This is a genomic window from Pedobacter kyungheensis, assembly GCF_000812965.1.
Classification (GTDB): domain Bacteria; phylum Bacteroidota; class Bacteroidia; order Sphingobacteriales; family Sphingobacteriaceae; genus Pedobacter; species Pedobacter kyungheensis.
Genome location: NZ_JSYN01000005.1, coordinates 214252 through 233555 on the forward strand (window position 1 = coordinate 214252; position 19304 = coordinate 233555).

Annotated in this window: 18 protein-coding genes; 9 read left to right on the top strand and 9 right to left on the bottom strand. The window is 41.0% G+C overall.

Annotation, left to right across the window (positions count from 1 at the left end):
* Positions 1-91: 91 nt before the first annotated feature.
* From OC25_RS06495 to fumC, 4 genes are all read right to left on the bottom strand, one after another.
* On the bottom strand, positions 92-898 hold the full coding sequence (locus OC25_RS06495; protein ID WP_039473110.1) for a S1/P1 nuclease: 807 nt from the start codon (positions 896-898) through the stop codon (positions 92-94).
* Position 899: 1 nt separating this feature from the next.
* Positions 900-1415 (bottom strand): hypothetical protein, encoded by a 516-nt coding sequence (locus tag OC25_RS06500; RefSeq protein WP_039473113.1) that lies wholly within the window; start codon positions 1413-1415, stop codon positions 900-902.
* Between the two features lie 8 nt (positions 1416-1423).
* Entirely contained in the window at positions 1424-1771 is a 348-nt protein-coding gene (locus tag OC25_RS06505; protein ID WP_156131406.1) for a hypothetical protein, read from the bottom strand.
* Positions 1772-1857: 86 nt separating this feature from the next.
* Positions 1858-3255, bottom strand: coding sequence for a class II fumarate hydratase (gene fumC, locus OC25_RS06510; protein WP_039473119.1), 1398 nt, complete (start codon positions 3253-3255; stop codon positions 1858-1860).
* Between the two features lie 244 nt (positions 3256-3499).
* On the opposite strand from fumC, the gene rsgA reads away from it, so the two are divergent.
* The gene (gene rsgA, locus OC25_RS06515; RefSeq protein WP_039473122.1) at positions 3500-4420 is read left to right on the top strand and encodes a ribosome small subunit-dependent GTPase A; all 921 of its coding nucleotides are present in this window, start codon (positions 3500-3502) and stop codon (positions 4418-4420) included.
* Positions 4421-4522: 102 nt separating this feature from the next.
* A complete protein-coding gene (locus tag OC25_RS06520; protein WP_039473125.1) occupies positions 4523-5476 on the top strand; it encodes a Smr/MutS family protein in 954 nt (317 codons plus the stop codon).
* A 149-nt stretch (positions 5477-5625) separates the two neighbouring features.
* Here the strand turns inward: OC25_RS06520 and OC25_RS06525 are convergent, their stop codons facing one another.
* From OC25_RS06525 to OC25_RS06535, 3 genes are all read right to left on the bottom strand, one after another.
* Complete coding sequence (locus OC25_RS06525; RefSeq protein WP_039473128.1) at positions 5626-6318, bottom strand: pirin family protein; 693 nt, start codon at positions 6316-6318, stop codon at positions 5626-5628.
* 2 nt (positions 6319-6320) lie between these two features.
* Positions 6321-6824: a hypothetical protein gene (locus tag OC25_RS06530; protein WP_039473131.1), complete on the bottom strand. Its 504-nt coding sequence runs from the start codon at positions 6822-6824 to the stop codon at positions 6321-6323.
* 74 nt (positions 6825-6898) lie between these two features.
* Positions 6899-7630 carry a dioxygenase family protein gene (locus OC25_RS06535; RefSeq protein WP_039473134.1) on the bottom strand — a complete coding sequence of 244 codons (732 nt, stop codon included), beginning with the start codon at positions 7628-7630 and terminating at the stop codon, positions 6899-6901.
* Between the two features lie 172 nt (positions 7631-7802).
* Here OC25_RS06535 and OC25_RS06540 point away from each other — a divergent pair, with 172 nt between their 5' ends.
* From OC25_RS06540 to secA, 3 genes are all read left to right on the top strand, one after another.
* Positions 7803-8006, top strand: coding sequence for a hypothetical protein (locus OC25_RS06540; RefSeq protein WP_039473137.1), 204 nt, complete (start codon positions 7803-7805; stop codon positions 8004-8006).
* A 108-nt stretch (positions 8007-8114) separates the two neighbouring features.
* Complete coding sequence (locus tag OC25_RS06545; RefSeq protein WP_039473139.1) at positions 8115-8414, top strand: hypothetical protein; 300 nt, start codon at positions 8115-8117, stop codon at positions 8412-8414.
* Positions 8415-8549: 135 nt separating this feature from the next.
* A complete protein-coding gene (gene secA, locus OC25_RS06550; RefSeq protein WP_039473142.1) occupies positions 8550-11852 on the top strand; it encodes a preprotein translocase subunit SecA in 3303 nt (1100 codons plus the stop codon).
* Positions 11853-11920: 68 nt separating this feature from the next.
* On the opposite strand, the gene OC25_RS06555 is transcribed toward secA, so the two are convergent.
* The gene (locus tag OC25_RS06555; protein WP_039473146.1) at positions 11921-12733 is read right to left on the bottom strand and encodes a DUF4249 domain-containing protein; all 813 of its coding nucleotides are present in this window, start codon (positions 12731-12733) and stop codon (positions 11921-11923) included.
* Complete coding sequence (locus OC25_RS06560; protein ID WP_039473149.1) at positions 12724-15501, bottom strand: TonB-dependent receptor; 2778 nt, start codon at positions 15499-15501, stop codon at positions 12724-12726. Before OC25_RS06560 ends, OC25_RS06555 begins: the two co-directional genes overlap by 10 nt.
* Before the next feature lie 223 nt (positions 15502-15724).
* Between OC25_RS06560 and OC25_RS26765 the strand changes: the two genes are divergently transcribed.
* The 4 genes from OC25_RS26765 to OC25_RS06580 all read left to right on the top strand — a co-directional run bounded on the left by OC25_RS26765 (position 15725) and on the right by OC25_RS06580 (position 19254).
* A complete protein-coding gene (locus OC25_RS26765; RefSeq protein ID WP_052266002.1) occupies positions 15725-16822 on the top strand; it encodes a sensor histidine kinase in 1098 nt (365 codons plus the stop codon).
* Between the two features lie 4 nt (positions 16823-16826).
* Complete coding sequence (locus OC25_RS06570; protein ID WP_039473153.1) at positions 16827-17534, top strand: LytR/AlgR family response regulator transcription factor; 708 nt, start codon at positions 16827-16829, stop codon at positions 17532-17534.
* Positions 17535-17639: 105 nt separating this feature from the next.
* Complete coding sequence (locus OC25_RS06575) at positions 17640-18083, top strand: SPOR domain-containing protein (RefSeq protein ID WP_052266003.1); 444 nt, start codon at positions 17640-17642, stop codon at positions 18081-18083.
* On the top strand, positions 18070-19254 hold the full coding sequence (locus OC25_RS06580; protein WP_039473159.1) for a M20 metallopeptidase family protein: 1185 nt from the start codon (positions 18070-18072) through the stop codon (positions 19252-19254). The genes OC25_RS06575 and OC25_RS06580 overlap by 14 nt, the downstream gene beginning before the upstream one ends.
* Positions 19255-19304 lie beyond the last annotated feature (50 nt).

A 19304-nucleotide genomic window follows, 5' to 3' on the forward strand; every position in this document is an offset into this window, starting at 1 on the left:
TTCCCTAAAACGAGAAGATAGGTTAATATGCTACAAAAAAAATGCTCCGGCTTTTTTCAAACCGGAGCACTTATATTCTGATTATTTACCATTAGCCGTAAATATCGTTTAACATTTTGGCTAAGCGCACACCACCTTTTAACAGCTGACTGTTAAGGGTATCTACCCAGTCAAAATTATAACGGTAGCTCAGTTTGGCATCTGGCTTAGTAGTTTCGTAAATTTTATTGCAAATGTTGTACGATTCGAAAATGCAATCTTTTAAACTGGTGTTTTGCCAGTTATAAAGCTCAACTGCTGATGCATGGTTAATGGCTTTGGCATATTCGGTATAACTTAATTGCTGATATTCGATTAGTTGTTCATCCCAAACGCGGTGGATGTTCGATTTTTCGTTAAACCACAAAACCGAAACACGGTTACCGCCTAAATCTTCTTTACGGGCAACGTGCATGGGTTGACATAAATCGCCGGCAAGGTGTACTAACATGCGCATGGCCAGTTTTTTCTCATCGCGGGTACTGCTGGCTTTCTTTAAAACGGCAATCAAATCAGGGATTTTGGTATATAAGCTTACCGATTTATCTGTTTCGAGGAAATTATATACACCATCTTTATTTAATCCGGCCGGAAGGTTTACAAAGTGCCAGTTGTACATGTAATTATAGGTCGAATCTGATTTGATAAAATCGCCCCAATTGGCGCACATGGCCAGGGTTTCGTAACCTAAAATATCCTGAACAGCCTTGCGGGTTTTGGCTTTTAGGTAGCTATCGGCAATTTCGCCAACCACACGGTGCCCAATGGTACCCCAGGCGCTTACGTTTGCAGGTGCATAAGCTAACAATCCTACGATTAAAGCTGTGGCAATTTTTTTTCTAATGGATGTTAAGATCATTTTATAATTCTTTTGGGATGCAGGTAACTTTTTGTTTCAGCGCCAGATTTATTTCGCGCTGATCGCCCATGCTCTCTAGCCTAAGGCTATCGGCTGAACGTTTTGTAATCAGGAAGTTTTTTTCGTAACGACCAATGCGGTAACAGCCTGATATTTTTTGTTTGTAATTGGCATAGGTAAAGGTTGCACCTACAATTAAAGTATCGCCCCTTACAGCATAAACGCCTTTGGCATATTCTTTCCAGATGCCATTATTATAGCAGGAATCTTCGTAAAAGTTAACCTTACTGTGGGTAACCAGATCGATATAAACCGAATCGCAGGTAAATTTGAAATGGTGCTGTGTATAGTTGCTTAACTTGTTGCTAAAAGCAACCGAATCTTCATTCCAAACCCCCTGTATAAATGCTTCACCTTTACCCTGTATATTGGGCCTCGGACTACAGGCTATGTGCAGGATGGATAATGTAAAAAGGATAAGGTAAAAAATCTTCAAGCAGGGATGCAGTTTGTTCATGTTGTTTTTTAATCGTTGCTTGTAGGAAACTGATCGTGAAATACATTGTTCTTTTTAACGGTATTGTGAATCAGGAGTAACAAACCTACAGCAAAACAAAGACTGGCCATGGTGCCGATAAAACCAATTATGGTATAATATTTAGAAATTTCGGTATAGGCGATATTGTTGCTGCCTGCCAAAAGTGGCACTAAAAAATAAAGTAAGCGTGTAAATAAGCCAACTCCGGAGCCAATAGTCATTAAAACGGCTTCAACTGCTTTTCTTTTCGATAAAAGATAACAACAAGCTCCAAATACAATGCACGATGCAATAAGAGATATCATGCCTATGAGCGTAGTAAGTATCGAATCCATATTTATCTATTGTTTTTAAGCGTATTGATTTAGACCGTAACTATATAAACCTGATAGGTTTTTAAAAACCTATCAGGTTTGGCAAATTATTTCAAGCTACCTACCATGTCTTCCGGACGAACCCACTCGTCGAATTGTTCGGCGGTTAACAGGCCAAGCTCAACAGCTGCTGCTTTTAAAGTTTTATTTTCTTTATGCGCTTTCTTCGCAATTTTTGCTGCGTTTTCGTAACCTACATGTGGGTTTAATGCCGTAACCAGCATTAACGAATTTTGAAGGTGTTTTTCAATCTCCGGTAGGTTTGCAGTAATTCCTTCAGCGCATTTATCCGTGAAAGAAACGCAGGCATCGCCAATTAAACGTGCCGATTGCAATACGTTAGCCGCAATTAATGGTTTAAAAACATTCAGTTCAAAATGTCCTGACATACCACCTACAGAAACGGCAACATCGTTACCAATTACCTGTGCACAAACCATTGTTAGTGCCTCAGGTTGAGTTGGGTTAACTTTACCCGGCATGATTGATGATCCTGGCTCATTATCAGGGATGATGATTTCGCCAATACCACAACGCGGACCAGAACTTAACATTCTTACATCGTTAGCTACTTTCATTAAAGCCACAGCTGTACGTTTTAAAGCACCAGAAAGTTCAACCATTGCATCGTGCGCTGCCAAAGCTTCAAATTTATTTGGGGCTGTAACGAAAGGTAAACCCGTTAAATCAGCAATTTTTTTAGCCACTAAAACATCGTATCCTTTTGGGGTATTTAAACCAGTACCTACAGCAGTACCACCTAAAGCCAGTTCGGCAACCATTACCAGTGCATTTTTAATGGCCCTGATGCTGTTATCGATCTGCTGTACGTAGCCTGAAAATTCCTGACCTAAAGTAAGTGGCGTAGCATCCATAAAGTGGGTACGGCCGGTTTTGGTAATTCCTGCAAATTCTTCAACCTTTTTAGCCAGGGCATTTCTTAAATGCGTTAAACCCGGAATAGTGTTTTCTACGGTTAATTTATAGGCTGCAATGTGCATTGCAGTCGGATAAGTATCGTTAGATGACTGCGATTTGTTCACATCATCATTCGGGTGAAGTACTTTTTTATCATCAGCCAGTGCACCACCATTAATCACGTGTGCGCGGTTTGCAATCACTTCGTTTCCGTTCATGTTACTTTGCGTACCTGAACCGGTTTGCCAGATTACCAATGGGAACTGATCATCCAGTTTGCCCGCAATAATTTCATCACAAGCTTTGGCAATAAGCTCAGCTTTATCGGCCGATAATACACCAAGCTCGGTATTGGCTAGTGCTGCTGCTTTTTTCAGGTAACCAAAAGCGTGGATAATTTCTTTAGGCATCGAACCCTCAGGGCCGATTTTAAAGTTATTGCGTGAGCGTTCGGTTTGTGCACCCCAGTATTTGTCGGCAGGTACCTGCACCTCGCCCATGGTATCGTGTTCTATTCTGAAACTCATTATATTTTAATTTTTGTTGTGGCAAATTTAGGTTTTTTGACTTTTAAAGCGTTGTATTTATGTAAGATATTTGGTGGATAATAAAATATCTTTAAGTTCAGCGTTTTTAACCAGAGCCTGAACGGCTGGGCAGGCTTTCTATCTGTGGTTAAATTATATTTAGCTGTTTAATGGCTTAAATTAATGATATTGCCACCAGGGCCGCTTCTACCAATGAAATCATATTCATACCTTTACGGCAAATATGCAGGGATTAGTTATTAAATCTACGGGGAGTTGGTACAACGTGCTGGCCGATAATGGCGAGCATTACGATTGCCGCATTGTAGGTAAGTTCAGGATTAAGGGAATTAAAACCACCAACCCGATTGCGGTTGGCGACAGGGTGAAGTTTGAGCTTGAACGGGATAGCAATCAGGGCTTAATTAATGAGCTTTTGCCCCGTAAAAACTACATTATCCGCAAATCCATCAACCTGAGCAAGCAGGCCCAGATTTTGGCTGCCAACTTAGATATGGCCATTCTGGTGGTTACTTTGGCATCGCCACGTACCTCTTTGGGCTTTATCGATCGTTTTTTGGTTACTGCCGAAGCCTATGATGTACCTGCAGTTTTGGTGTTCAATAAACTAGATCTGTTTAGCAAAGAAGGCCTGGAAATCCTTCAGGAATTTAAAGATATTTACCAGAATATAGGTTATGCGTGTTATGAAGTTTCGGCTTTAAAAGGAATTAATATTCCGCTGATTCAGGAACTGATTACCGATAAAATTACCTTAATTTCTGGTCACTCCGGCGTAGGTAAATCGAGTCTGATTAATGCTTTATTGCCTGATCGTGATTTGAGAACAGGCGAGGTTTCTGACTGGAGTGATAAAGGGCAACACACCACCACCTTTGCCGAAATGTTCGAATTGCCGCAGGGCGGTTTTATTGTAGATACGCCAGGTATCCGTGAGTTGGGTGTAATCGATATCGAAAAAGAAGAGTTGGGGCATTTTTTCAGGGAGATTTTCGAAACCTCGCACAATTGCCGTTTTAACAACTGCCGCCATGTAAACGAACCGGGTTGTGCGGTTATTGAAGCCGTTAATGAAGGTGAAATTGCCATCTCGAGATACGAAAGTTACCTGAGCATTTACCACGGAAACGATACCCGCCATTAATGGAGTCAGAAGTCGGAAAGTCTGGGGTCCGAAGATATAGTGCGTCATAAATGTGCTTCTGATTAAGTGTATCGAACTAAGCTTGCTTAAAAAAATAAAGAGATGAAATTCAAATTAGGAGATTTTGTGCGTTTTGTTGATGAGAAACGCGAAGGCTATGTAACCCGCGTTATCGACGCCCAAACTTTGGGGGTAACAGACGAAGACGGTTTTGAAATTCCGGTTGCGGTGAGTAACCTGACATCGGTGCATGGCCATGGCGTAGTGGCTGAGGAGATCGATGTACCTAAGCCGATTCAGGTTAATGTACCTGGTGTTACCAAAATAGAAAATGGTATATACGCTGCCGCTGCAACTGACGATAAAGCCGGTAATGTGGTTCATTTACATCTGCTTAACCAGTCGCCCAACACTTTGTTGCTAAGCCTTACGACCGAAAGAAAAGGGAAGTATACCAATGCTTACCACGGTATTATACAACCTTATGCGCTGGCATTGGTATACGCAGCCTCTTTAGCTGATCTGGAGCTTTGGCCGGAGTTTACCTTTCAGGTTTTGGTTGCAGGGGTAGCTGATGCTAAGCCGATAGATCCACTGGTGATCCGCAAGAAATTCAGGGCAAAAGATTTTAGTACCGAGCAAAAAGAATTGCCTAATCTTAAAAATAAGGGCTGGTTGGTTCGTTTAGATGATCTGGTGCCGGTAACAATCGATGCGCAAAAACTAAAGGAAAGCTTTTTTAAATCGGCCGACGAAAAGAAAATGGTCGAAGCGCCTGCAAAAGAGGTCGATTTACATATTGAAAAACTACGTGATGACCACCACTTTTTAGAAGCCAGCGAAATTTTACAGATTCAGCTTACGCATTTTCAAAATGCCCTTGATGCCGCTATCGTGCACCATTTCGATAAAATGATTTTTATCCACGGCTCAGGAAACGGAACGCTTAGGGATAAGATTCACAAACTGATTAGTAAAAACCCGCACATTAAAACCTATATGGATGCCCGGAAAGAAAAGTTCGGGTACGGGGCAACTGAAGTGGTTTTTAAGTAATCCAATATCGTTATGCTGAACTTCCGCCTGATCTGTCGGACGGGTGTTTCAGCAGCTCTAATTTTTGGTAGATGTGTCAGATCGTAAGATCTGACACCACAATAATGTTTCTGCGCTTATCTCCTTAATCTGCGGGCCAAATTTGTTTGCTAATAGCCAAACTCCAAAACCACCACAATAGCATTATTGCTCAATGCTTCCAGTTCAACATGTGGTAAATCCCAAAGGGCAAGTCCATCGCGGGCATGCAGTAACCTGCCTTCAATTTCAAATGCGCCATCTATAACAAAGCAATAAAATTTACTGTTGCTGTGCTGCAGGGTGTAAATTGCTTCCTCGCGACCAGCAAAAATACCGGCACTTAATTTAAATGGCAGTTTTGGGTTAGAAATAAGCTCAATTAATTGGTTCTGGTCTTTTTCAAAGTCGAAATGATACAACATTTCACTCGGGCGCAGCAGAAAGAAATCCGTTTTAATGCCTAACTGTAAATAATTGATGGTATCGTTAGGATAGGGATTACTAATTTCCAAAACTTCACCTTTGCCTAAGTTTAACACTTGTACTTTGCCTGTATCAATCGAAAATTCTTTGTTCCCCTGTACCACATCAATGCCACCGGTAATGGGAAAGAAAATCTGAAAGGAATCTTCTTTGGATAGGAAAAAGGTAACTTTTCCGCCCGCCAAAGCATCATCATTGCATAGAAAAAGATTTTCGAACGGTTCACGGTGTTCGCTATAATATTTTTCGAAATTAAAGGTGCTATACCTGCGGAGTGTTGAGTTTTCGGTCAGCCCGCGTTGGTCAGCGAGATATATTTGTCCGGGGGTTAGTTCCATGCTTAATCGATATTTTTGATAGAGTGGATGCTTACAAAAGGCTGAACGGCAAAAAGATTGGTGAAAATTTCAGCTTCTTCTTCTTTATGTTGCGATACCAGCAGTTGATCGCCAATAGTATCGTGCCAGATCAGCGGTTTTGAGAAAAAGTTAATGGCAATTTTGTGTTTCTCCGGATGGCGTATATCTGAATTAATAATTTCGAACTTAAAATGCTCAAAAGTTAAAAAGCGCCGGCCCAGGTTATCCAAAACATCCGGAATAATGCCGTTTAGCTGACGCAGATAACCGGTAATAGCTGCACTTACCAAAAAATGGAGTTTTTCGGCCTCTGGTATATGCAGTAACATTTCGGCAAAAGTATTATACTGCTGCGGTTGGTTGTAATACTGCGCCTGCATTTTAAACTCGGCAAAGCTGTCCTCGTGTACAAACCTATCCCAGGGGTTGGTATTGGTGCTATCGATTATCTTCCGGTAGCATAAAACGATCACTTTTTTTGGCATGCCATAAAATTAAAAAAGACGTTAAGAAATCCTAACGCCTTTATTGAAAAATAAAACAAATAATAAGGATGATATTATGCTTTAACGTTCAATTTAAAAGTAAGGTCGAAGCCTGCAGTTAGGGTTCCGCTTACTGCAGCAATCTGTACACCTGTTTTGTCATCACTAAAAACATTGTCAGCATTGTTGTAAGTGTAGCCTGTCATCCCTTTGGTATAGCCGTTAACCAGGGCAAGCGATGTTCCGCTACCTTCAGGGAAAGCAATCTGTGTTACATTTAAAGATGTTCCGGCAGCATTATACACGTGAACATGAATATGTGTGGCCCGGCCGGTGTACCAACCCGGGAAAATAGTTGTAAAAGTTACCAGTCCATTGGCATCGGTAGTTTGGCGACCGCGTAAAAAATGTACCGATTGATAATTGGTGCTTTGCATACCAGAGCCACCATATTCAGAATAGTTGCCTTCTGCATCGCAATGCCAGATATCAACCAGCGCGCCAGCCAATGCCGCGCAATTGTTGTTCAGGTTACCAACAGTTATTTTTACGGTCATTTTGTAGCCTGTACGGCCATCGGTAATATCGCTGCGTACGTATGATGCAGGTACTTTGGTTGGAAAAGGCCCTTCGGTTTCGGTTGGGGCTACGGTACAGGTTCCGTTGGTGCTGGCAGTTGTACCTGCAGTTCCCGATCCTGATGTACTGGTGCCATCTGTTATACTGCTCTTTTTACAGGCTTCGATAATTACCGGAGTTGAAACGGCTCCAATCATTAAACTTCTGATGAAATTTTTTCTTTCCATAGCTAATGCGTTTTGTTTCGTTGATTTAAAATTGCATCAAAGAAAACGGATTGTAACAAATGTATCGACAAACAAGTGCTTTGACACGTTGAATCATAAGGCTTTATAAGCTGATGCAGAGTAATGCCTGATAAATGATCATTAAACAGGTGCATTAATTATAAAAGCGGGTGTGATAATTATAAAAGCATGTACGTTAATTATAAAAGCGTGTACGTTAATTATAAAAGCAGGTGCATTAATTATAAAAGCTGGTGTGATAATTATAAAAGCGGGTGCATTAATTATAAAAGCAGATGCGATAATTATAAAAGCATGTACATTAATTATAAAAGCGGGTCTATTCAATAAACTGTGTCATGGGGCTGTTCAATAAAAAGTATTGTTTTTTATCCTAAATAAATAAGCTGGGATATTGTGGTGCGTTTTTTGAGGTTAGCAGATTTCGTTTTATAAAAGATTAAAACTAGCTTTGCCGCTATTAATGAAACACCTGGTTACCATATCGCTTGTATTTTTTAGCTTAACGCATTTGGCCAAAGCCGAACGTGTTGAAGGGCTTAGAATATTAAATGAATATTGTAATGAGTATAAAATCAGTGCTAACGCATCTGATAAAAGCGTTGTGCAGTTTAACGAACAGCGTAACCCTTATTTATTATCGTACACCCGGCTTGCTTTAATTGGTACCCAACCTCAATTAAAAGTAGCAAAATATGTAAGCGTAAATCAGGTAATCACCGATTTAACCATCCGCAAAAAACCGAAGAACAACAGCCCCTAGTTCTTTCTCTTAAAGATCTTTTTAAGATTTTAAGCCCCCTTTTATACCAACAACTGCCAAACTGACTTAATGCTGACAGTGGCTTGGTTGTTGTAATACACCATTTTTTAATAAATAAATACGATTTAAAATATAATGTTAGGATTTTTAGCGAAGATTTTCGGAAGTAAATCAGAAAGAGATATAAAGGCTATTCAGCCATTGGTTGTAAAAATTAACGAACACTACAGTAAATTTTCGGCACTAAGCAACGATGAGTTACGTGGTAAAACCATAGAATTTAAAAGCAGAATTGCAGATTTCTTAACCGAAATCGATGGAAAAATTTCGGCCCTTAAAGCCGATGCAGAAAACGAAGAATTAGATCTTCACGAAAAAACGGCTATTTACGATCAGGTTGATGCCTTAGGCAAAGACCGCGATGCGGAATTGGAAAAAATATTGTTGGAAATCCTGCCTGAGGCTTTCGCAGTAGTTAAAGAAACTTCACGCCGTTTAAGCGAAAACGATTATTTAGAAGTTACCGCAACCCAGTTCGACCGCGATTACGCTGCAAGAAAAAACAATGTTAAAATTGTTGGCGATAAAGCCCAATGGGCCAATAAATGGGAAGCTGCCGGAAACGAGGTAGCCTGGAACATGGTGCATTACGATGTACAGTTAATAGGTGGTATTGTATTACACAGCGGTAAAATTGCCGAGATGGCTACCGGTGAGGGTAAAACCCTTGTAAGTACGCTGCCTGCTTACCTGAACGCACTTGCCGGACAAGGTGTACACGTGGTTACGGTGAACGATTACCTTGCACGCAGGGATAGTGAGTGGAATGGTCCTTTGTTCGAATTCCACGGTTTAAGTGTTGATTGTATTGATAAACATGAGCCTAACTCTGAAGAAAGAAGAAAGGCTTATGCAGCAGATATTACTTACGGTACCAATAACGAATTTGGTTTCGATTACCTGCGTGACAATATGTCGCAAACACCTGATCAGCTGGTACAGCGCAAATTACACTTTGCCATGGTGGATGAGGTCGATTCAGTTTTAATTGATGATGCCCGTACACCTTTAATTATTTCAGGGCCGATTCCGCATGGCGATCAGCATGAGTTTTACGAGTTGAAACCACGCATTGAGCGTTTGGTTAATGCACAAAAAGCTTATGTTACCCAGGCTTTAAACGAAGCTAAAAAATTAATCAATGCGGGTAATACCGGTACCGAAGAGGGCGAAGGTGGTTTAGCATTATTACGTGCTTACCGTGGTTTGCCTAAAAATAAAGCTTTAATTAAGTTCTTAAGCGAAAGCGGCGTGCGTGGTCTGTTGTTAAAAACAGAAAACTACTACATGGCCGATCAGTCTAAGAATATGCCTAAGGTAGATTCAGAGTTGTTCTTCTATATCGATGAGAAAAACAACCAGGTAGAGTTAACCGAAAAAGGTATTGAGTTAATTACCCAATCGGGCGAAGATCCTCATTTCTTTGTATTACCTGATGTAGGTACCGAAGTGGCTGAGTTGGAAAAATCTGATCTTCCTTTAGAAGAAAAAGTAGTTACCAAAGATGCCCTGATGCGCGATTATTCTGTTAAAGCAGAGCGTATCCACTCGGTAAACCAATTGTTAAAAGCCTATACCTTATTCGAAATTGATGTAGAGTATATCATTGATGAAGGTAAGATCAAAATTGTTGATGAGCAGACCGGTCGTATTATGGATGGTCGCCGTTACTCTGATGGTTTGCACCAGGCTATTGAGGCTAAAGAAAATGTAAAGGTTGAAGATGCAACCCAAACCTATGCTACAGTAACCTTGCAAAACTATTTCCGTATGTACCACAAACTTTGCGGTATGACGGGTACTGCAACTACCGAAGCTGGCGAGTTCTGGTCGATCTATAAACTGGATGTGGTTGAGATTCCAACCAACAGAAATATTTCGAGACAAGATCAGCAGGATTACGTTTACCGTACCGTGCGTGAAAAATACAATGCCGTTGCCGATGAAATTGTAAAATTAACTGAAGCAGGCCGTCCGGTATTGGTAGGTACAACTTCGGTTGAGATTTCTGAGTTGTTAAGCCGTATGCTTAAACTTCGTGGCATTAAACACAATGTATTGAATGCGAAAATGCACCAGAAAGAGGCCGATATCGTTGCCGAAGCTGGTCAGGCCGGAACCGTTACCATTGCTACCAACATGGCTGGTCGTGGTACCGATATTAAATTAGGCCCAGGCGTTAAAGATGCCGGTGGTTTAGCTATCGTAGGTACCGAGCGCCACGAGTCGCGTCGTGTAGACAGGCAGTTGCGTGGTCGTGCCGGTCGTCAGGGCGATCCGGGTTCGTCTCAGTTCTTCGTTTCATTGGAAGATAACCTGATGCGTTTATTCGGTTCAGAAAGAATTTCGAGCATCATGGTGCGTATGGGTATCGAAGATGGCGAGGTAATTCAGCACTCTATGATTACCAAATCAATTGAGCGTGCTCAAAAGAAAGTAGAAGAAAATAACTTTGGTATCCGTAAACGTTTATTGGAGTACGATGATGTGATGAACTCGCAACGTACTGTAATTTACGCTAAACGTAAAAACGCTTTGTTTGGCGAGCGTTTAGATGTGGATATGAATAACATGGTATTCGATGTTGCCGAAGATATCGTTACCGAATACAAAACAGAAGCAAACTTTGAAGGCTTTAAGCTTGAGGTAATTAAAAACTTCTCGCTGGATACGGCAATTACTGAAAAAGAATTTTCGTCTACCGCTATTCCACAGCTAACAGAGCGCTTGTTTGAAGAAGCAGAAGCATTTTATGCGCGTAAATCAGAGGCCATTATTCAACAGTCGTTACCAGTTTTAACACAGGTTTACGAAGAGCGCGGTCAGCATATTGAGCAGATTGTGGTTCCGTTTACCGATGGTATCCGTGGTATCCAGGTAGCTGTTGATCTTAAAAAAGCAATCGATAATAAAGGAAAAGAGGTGGTTCGTGCATTCGAGAAAACCATTGTATTGGCCTTGATTGATGATAGCTGGAAAGAGCATTTACGTGAAATGGACGATTTGAAACAGTCAGTTCAGAATGCTGTTTATGAGCAAAAAGATCCATTGGTAATTTATAAAATGGAAGCTTTCAACTTGTTTAAAGATATGCTTAATGCAGTAAATAAAGAGGTTGTAAGTTTCTTGTATAAAGGTGGTATCCCGGTTCAGCAGGAGCCAGATCAGGTTAGAGAAGCACCAGCTCCGGTTAAACAGCCTAAGCTGCAAACTACTAAACAGGAGTTTGGCAGAGAAGAGCCTGGTATCGAGTTTGGCGACACCCGCGAAGCTGTTCCACAACAACCCATCCGTAAAGAAGCAACCATAGGCCGTAACGAGCCTTGCCCTTGCGGAAGCGGTAAAAAATACAAGAACTGCCACGGCGCTAACTTGTAGTAGTTAATAATTAAAAAGGGGTGATTTTCTTAGCGAAAATCACCCCTTTTATTTTACCCGCTTAGTATTTATTGTTCGTAAACATGCAATAATAGCGAATCGCAAGCCATTGCAGTAAATATGCCTAGTCCGTTTTTAATATTGGTAGGTGGATTGGTGAGGTTTAGTGAGCTGTTTGAACTGCTGTTCAGGATGTTATTGTATTCCGGATTAATATGATACAGGTAAACATCGTAATATCCAGAAAACTGAAATGTCATGCGTTGCGTTTTATACGCAGATACCTGGCCTAAATATTCTTCCCTGTCTTCATAAGCATTTCGGCGTCCAAAGCCACTTCCAATCCGGTTAGGTGTATCATCCTGGTTTCTGAATACCATTAAATAATAGCCTTTATTGCTATTGTTCCAGGTAAAATTTACCGCTGTAAAGGCAGTTGAGCTGGAATCGGGATCAGGATTGGGTACCCCCTGCTCGGAAGAAGATGAGGCAAACGCAACCGGCTTAGCAGGTACAGTTGTTTCGCCCGAAATAACCTTGCCATTATAATTGAAGTTGAACGAACAGCTATTACCGGGTACAACAAGATCGGTTGCCGTACTGGTGTACACCCCGTTTGCTGTTTCGTTTAAGGTAATGGTTTTAGCACCGTTGCTAAATGTGATGTTAAGGCCGGTAATTGCTGCCCCGTAACTTGCGGTATCCAGCAAACCTTTCTGTTCATAAACTTTCAGGCTTACCGCTTTGTCGTTAATAAGGTAAGCCTCAATTATTGGTCGCCCGGCAATTGTACTATCGCCTTCATCTTTCTTACAGGCTACATAGGTTAAAGTAACAATTAATAAGAATAAGAGCTGTTTGGCAGTGGTTTTTATTTCCATTTTAGACTAAGTGTGATATTGGGAGTAAAACCCAGATAGTTTACATTGGTGGTAATTACTTGATTGTTATAGATGGTATATTCCTTATACCAAACATTGGTTCTGTTGTACACATTAAATAAAGAAAAGCTAATGCTGCCGGTTTTCCTGTTGTCAATTTTAATCAAATCGAGGGTGGCGGCAAGGTCGAGTCTGTGGTAAGCAGGCATTCTTTCCGTGTTTTTTCCACTAATGGTCAAATAATTTCTGCTGGCCCCGCTGGCATTATCAATGGTATAACTGGCCACTGGTGCTGTATAAGGTTTTCCCGTAGCAAAAATCAGGGTAGCAGAAAAAGTCCAGTTACCCAGTTTATACATGTTAACCGACTTAAATTCATTGCGGGCATCCTGATTGGCTGAGTAATAACTGCTGCCATAGTCATTAAATTGATTGCGGGCAATGGCCATGGTATAGCTTAGCCAACCCGTGTATTTTCCTGCTTTTTTCTGAAGCAGAAATTCTACGCCGGAGGTGTAGCCACGGCCATTGTAAAAATGCTCTTCCAGGGTGGATGACATTCTGTTGCCGGTTAAACGTTGTGCATACTCTGTCAGGCCATTCAGTGTTTTATAATAGCCTTCCACATCAAACAGGTATTTATCTGTTTCGTAGCTAAAACCAGCTATATAATGATTAGCATTTCCAACGGGGATACTGTTGCCATTGGCAAGCACCCAAAAATCACGGCTTCCCGACAAAATGTCTTCACGTACCACACGGTTAATAAACTGATAGAATTTACCTGTTGCCGCCTTAATGGTAAATCTGTCAGTAAGCAGGTAGGTGCCGGAAAAACGTGGCTCAAAGTAAGTTTTTCCTGTTTGCGAATAATAGGTTTCCCTTACACCAGCCTTAAACTGAAGTTTCTGCCATGGACTAAACTCACCCTCGCCATAAACCGTCGCGGTTTTGGCATTTTTATACTGATCAATTAATACACTGGTATCGTTCTGGCTGTATTTATACATCACATTCTGGGCTGAACCATATCCGCCAAAAAGAAATTTAATCTGATTGTTGATCTGGTATTCCCAATCCGATTTAAAGCTCCAGTCTTTTAGCCGGTTGCGTTCTATCGTTCCGGTACTTACCGATTTTTCCGTTCCGTCTTCGTTGGTAACGCCTATGGTATTGGTACGGTCTCTGTCACTGTGGTAGCTGGAGTAACTCACCAAAGTATTTGAATACAAATCACTGTTCCACCTGCGCGACCATTTTATGCTGGAGCCTAAATTGCCATAAGTTGTTTTATCTGTAACCGAGGGGCTAATGCTGGAGTTCGTGGTATTCAGAAACGATGGAATGTTAATGGTTCTGCTGTTATCCAGATCGTCGTCGCCCTGGTAAACGCTCCAGGCCAGGAGATCTTTTTTGCCGAGATTGAGTGTATACTTGGCATTTAAATCGTAAAAATAGGAGGTTGGTGTCGTAGCCGCCTGTGCACCTCCACCGGGTCCCCGGCCGCCCCCAAAGCCCATAGTTGCTGTGGTAGTTTTGTTAAACTGACTGAAAATCTTATTATACAAGGGACCCTGGTACGATTTTCGGAGGGCCAGTAAAAATGAGCCACTTTTTTTGACCGGTGTTTCCAGATATACATTTGCCGAGAGTAAACTTAAATCGCCTCCTACGTTCCAGTCTTTTTTGGTGCCTTCTTTACCTGTAATTTCGGTGACGCTCGATAGGCGACCGCCATATTTGGCAGAGAAACCGCCTTTGTACAACAGCACATCTTTAACCGCATTACTGTTAAAGGCACTAAAAAAACCGTACAGGTGATCTACCTGATATACTGTAAAACCATCAAACAGAACTAAATTCTGATCTGGTGTACCCCCGCGTACGTAGGCGCCAGACGATGACTCATTACTGGCACTTACCCCAGGCATGAGCTGAAAAGAACGTAAAATATCTTTTTCGCCCAGGTTGGGTAATTCAGCCAGTTTGGCTGGCGATATTTGCAGTACGCTTACCTTGCGCTTGTCGGTACTCATAATGCCGTCATTCTTCTTGCTCTTTATCGTCACCTCTTCGAGGTTATTTCTGGCTACACTTAAGCCAATGGTGAGCGTTTCGTTTGGATTAATAGCAGTTAAAGCAAGCCTGTCTGATAAATAACCCACATAAAAAGTAGCAATTACACAGGTGTCGGCCGGAATTTGGGTTAAGGTAAAATAACCATCAGCATTGGTGGTGGCTCTGATACCCGTGTTTTCAATATTGACCACTGCGCCGGGCAAAGATTCGCCACTTAACTGGTCTACCACCCGCCCGGTTAGTTTAAACAATTTTAGGGCATTCTTTTTACTTTCTTTATTCAGGGTATCTGTTTTAACTGTGGTAATGGTTCTGATGGTTTGGGTATTAACCGGTTGGGCTGCCCTTTGCGCCCTTTGCAACGATCTCACTTCCTCAGGGGTTCTTACCAGGTAAATTGTACCATCAGGTTCGACCCAATAATTTAGCTCAGCCGATTTGCACAGGCTCTTCAGCACCAGGTTTAGAGGGGTTTCATCAAAACGTTCTGAAATAAGCTTTTTTTCAGCCAGCTTTCTATCAAAAACTATTTTAAGGTGATGGTTTTTAACCAAAGTGTCTAAAACGACATCCAATGTGGTGGTGTAAAAACCGGTTACGGTTACTTTACTCAATAACCGTTGCTGAGCATCGGCTTGTTTAAGTAAAATAGCTACGAATAATAAGGCTATAAGTATCTTTTTTATCATAATTAGCGATAAATTTAGCTTCCGCTTAAAAGTCCGTTTAAAAATATCGACATAACAAGCTCTTTTTGCGACTACCTGTTGTGTTTGAGCTACCAATCGCCAAGTGTTAAATTCTGTTAATCATGCCTTACCCAGCCTTCCATCTGGCAATGATAACTGTGCTATTAGATATATTTGTCCAATGCTTTGAAGCTTTACCAGGCAGATACACCCAACAATTGAAATGATTTTCTCTTTTAAGGACCATTACTTTAACCAGAATTTGAAACTGAATAGTTGGTTTTACCATTTTATTCCTTTGGTGCTTTGGCTTGTTTTCGCGCTAATGCCTTTTATTATTCCGGTTAATGGTAATATGTCGGCTGCGCATCATGGCTTTGCCCTTGATATTTTCTACCGAAACCTGCTTATTTTAATTACTTTTTATATCCATGCCTATTGGGTTTTTCCACTCTTGCAGCATAAACGCAGCAAAGGCTATTACTTTTTACTACTGGTTCTGTTGCTGGCCGGATTTGTAGGTATTTCCGAATATTTACGTCCTCAACATCCGTTCTTTCCGGTTAATCACAACAGCAGGTTACTGCCACCAGGCCCGCCATTTAAGCCCAATGGTTTTTTCAGGATATTTTTTCACCTGCCCATATTCGCTGTGGCTATTCTGAGCAGTTATTGCTATTGTTTGTTATTGGGTTTTAATAAACGCGAAAAAATGCTTCGCGAAAGAGAAAATGCACAGCTAAAAACAGAATTGTCTTTCCTCCGCTCACAAATAAGTCCGCATTTCATGTTTAATGTACTAAACAGCATTGTTGCCTTATCCCGGAAAAAATCCGAACTGGTAGAGCCTTCGCTTATTAACCTGTCGCGCTTAATGCGTTACATGCTTTATGAGCGCAACGGCAATGTTATTTTTTTGAAAACGGAAGCTGAATACCTCACCAATTACATCGATTTGCAGCTGCTGCGGTACGGCAATGAAGTAAACCTGAATATGTACATCAATGGCGATTTCGGTGCATACCAGATAGAACCCATGCTCTTGCTCCCTTTTGTCGAAAATGCTTTTAAACACGGCATAAGTATGATCGATCAACCGCTGATCGATATTTTCCTTACGATAAACGAGCGCGATGCAACCCTGCAGTTTGTGGTACTAAACAGCGTAAGCCCGGTAAGGGATATGGAAAAAAGTGATACCGGAATTGGGATTCAAAATATTAAAAGAAGGCTGGAGTTACTTTATCCCAACCGGCATGAGCTTAATTTAAACAATCAGAACGGACTCTTTAAAGCCGAAATTATAATCAAACTTGTCTGAAAAAATGAACTGTTTAATTGTCGACGATGAAAAACTGGCTATTGAGCTGATTGAAGATAATCTATCGCAAATTCCGTTTTTAAAACATTTGGCCTCTTGCCGGAATGCAGGTGAAGCCATTAAGGTAATTAAACAGCAGCAGGTAGATTTACTTTTTCTGGATATAAAAATGCCGGGAATTAACGGCCTGGATTTTATTTTAAGTATGGAAAATCCTCCGATTATTATTCTCATCACTGCGTTTGAACAATATGCAGTTGAAGCCTTTAAGTTAAATGTGATAGATTATTTACTTAAGCCTGTTGATTTTAACCGGTTTTTTGCTGCCGTAAGTAGAGCTTATGATCTTTTTAACCTGAAAAAAAGGCCGGCAGTGACTGAAAAAATAACTGAAAATTATTTTTTTGTGAATGCAGGTTATTCACTCATTAAAATCAGATTTTCCGAAATTGCCTACGTAGAAGGTTTAAAAGATTACGTTAAAATAAATCTACAGAATGGCAAAAATGTAATTACACGGATTAATCTGAAAGATTTAACTGGTAAGCTCCCATCCGAAGCATTTATGCGGATTCACCGTTCCTTTATCGTTTCGCTGGATAAAATAGAGGCTGTTCAGAAATATCAGGTGGTTGTTAACGAAACGGAAATCCCTATCGGCGAATCGTACCGCGATGGATTATTGGAGTATGTGAGTTTAAGGAATATTTAGCGCCAATAAATGCATTTGCACAACCCATAAAGAATGCCGATTTTTGTAATCAATATGGCATTCCTGTTTTTAAAACAATTTTCGTCTGCCTGATGTAATACCATCATGAAAATATTTTATACGATAATCTTCAGTTTATTCCTATTCAAAACATCCTTTGCACAAAAGGGAGAGGTTACCGTGATAAAAGATCCCTTAATTGATAGTTTAATTGCGAAACGACTTGAAGTATATAAAACGCCGGGCGAAGTAAAAACAGGCAAACCCATCGTTTCTGCCTACGGCTACCGGGTACAGATTTTTTACGGATCAGACCGGCGCGAGGTTTTTAACGAGCAGGCCAGGTTTAAAGGGCTTTACCCCAAGTTAAATACCTACCTCATTTATAAAGAACCTAATTATTATGTAAGGGTAGGCGATTTCAGAACCCGGCTCGAAGCCCAAAGGCTAATCAACGAACTGAGACCAAATTTCCCTACACTGTTTATTTTCAGGGAAAAAATCAATGCCCCAAATTTAGATACCAATACTACTGATGATCAAAAATAAAGTACAGGAACTGGCCGCAAACATCTTTAACGATGTGGTAGGCTATCGTCAACATATACACGCCAACCCCGAACTATCTTTTAAAGAATTTGAAACTTCTTTGTTTGTTAAGGATAAATTAAAAAAATGGGGAATCGAATATACCGATTGCGCCAATACCGGCGTAGTAGGTTTAATTAAAGGTAACCTGCCATCTGATAAAGTAATTGCTTTACGTGCAGATATGGATGCCTTACCCATTCACGAAGCTAATGATAAGCCCTACGCGTCGAAAAACCCGGGTGTAATGCATGCCTGTGGACACGATGTGCATACATCTTCACTTTTAGGAACGGCTTATATTTTAAACCAGCTGAAAGATGAGTTCGGCGGAACAATTAAATTGATTTTCCAACCGGCAGAAGAATTGCTGCCAGGTGGTGCCAGCATCATGATTAAAGAAGGTGTACTCGAAAATCCGAAACCGAATCATATCGTTGGTCAGCATGTGATGCCGCTAATCGATGCCGGTAAAGTAGGTTTCCGTTCGGGTATTTACATGGCTTCGACTGATGAATTGTATGTTACCGTAACCGGAAAGGGTGGCCATGGCGCACAGCCACACCAGAATATCGATCCGGTGGTAATTGCTTCGCACATTATTATTGCATTGCAGCAGATTGTGAGTCGTAATGCCGATCCACGTATTCCTTCGGTTTTATCGTTTGGTAAAGTAACCGCAAGCGGAGCAACCAATATTATCCCAAATGAGGTTAAAATTGAGGGCACATTCAGAACGCTTGATGAAGAATGGAGAGCAGAAGCACACAAACGCATGAAAAAAATGGCCGAAGGCATTGCCGAAAGCATGGGCGGAAGCTGCGATTTCGATATTAATAAAGGCTATCCTTTTTTAATTAACGAAGAAAAATTAACGGCCAATGCAAGGGCCTTTGCCGAAGATTTCTTAGGTAAAGAAAATGTGCTGGATTTGGATATCTGGATGGCTGCTGAAGATTTTTCTTTCTACTCGCAGGTAACAGATGCTTGTTTTTATCGTTTAGGAACAGGGAATGCTGCTAAAGATACCCAGTACTCGGTACATACGCCGCGATTCGATATTGACGAAGATGCGCTAAAAATCTCAACCGGTTTAATGGCCTACATTGCTTTAAAGCAACTGGGCAACTAGAAGAGATGTAAGATGGAAAATGTAAATGGGTAATGTAGGCTATTCCATCT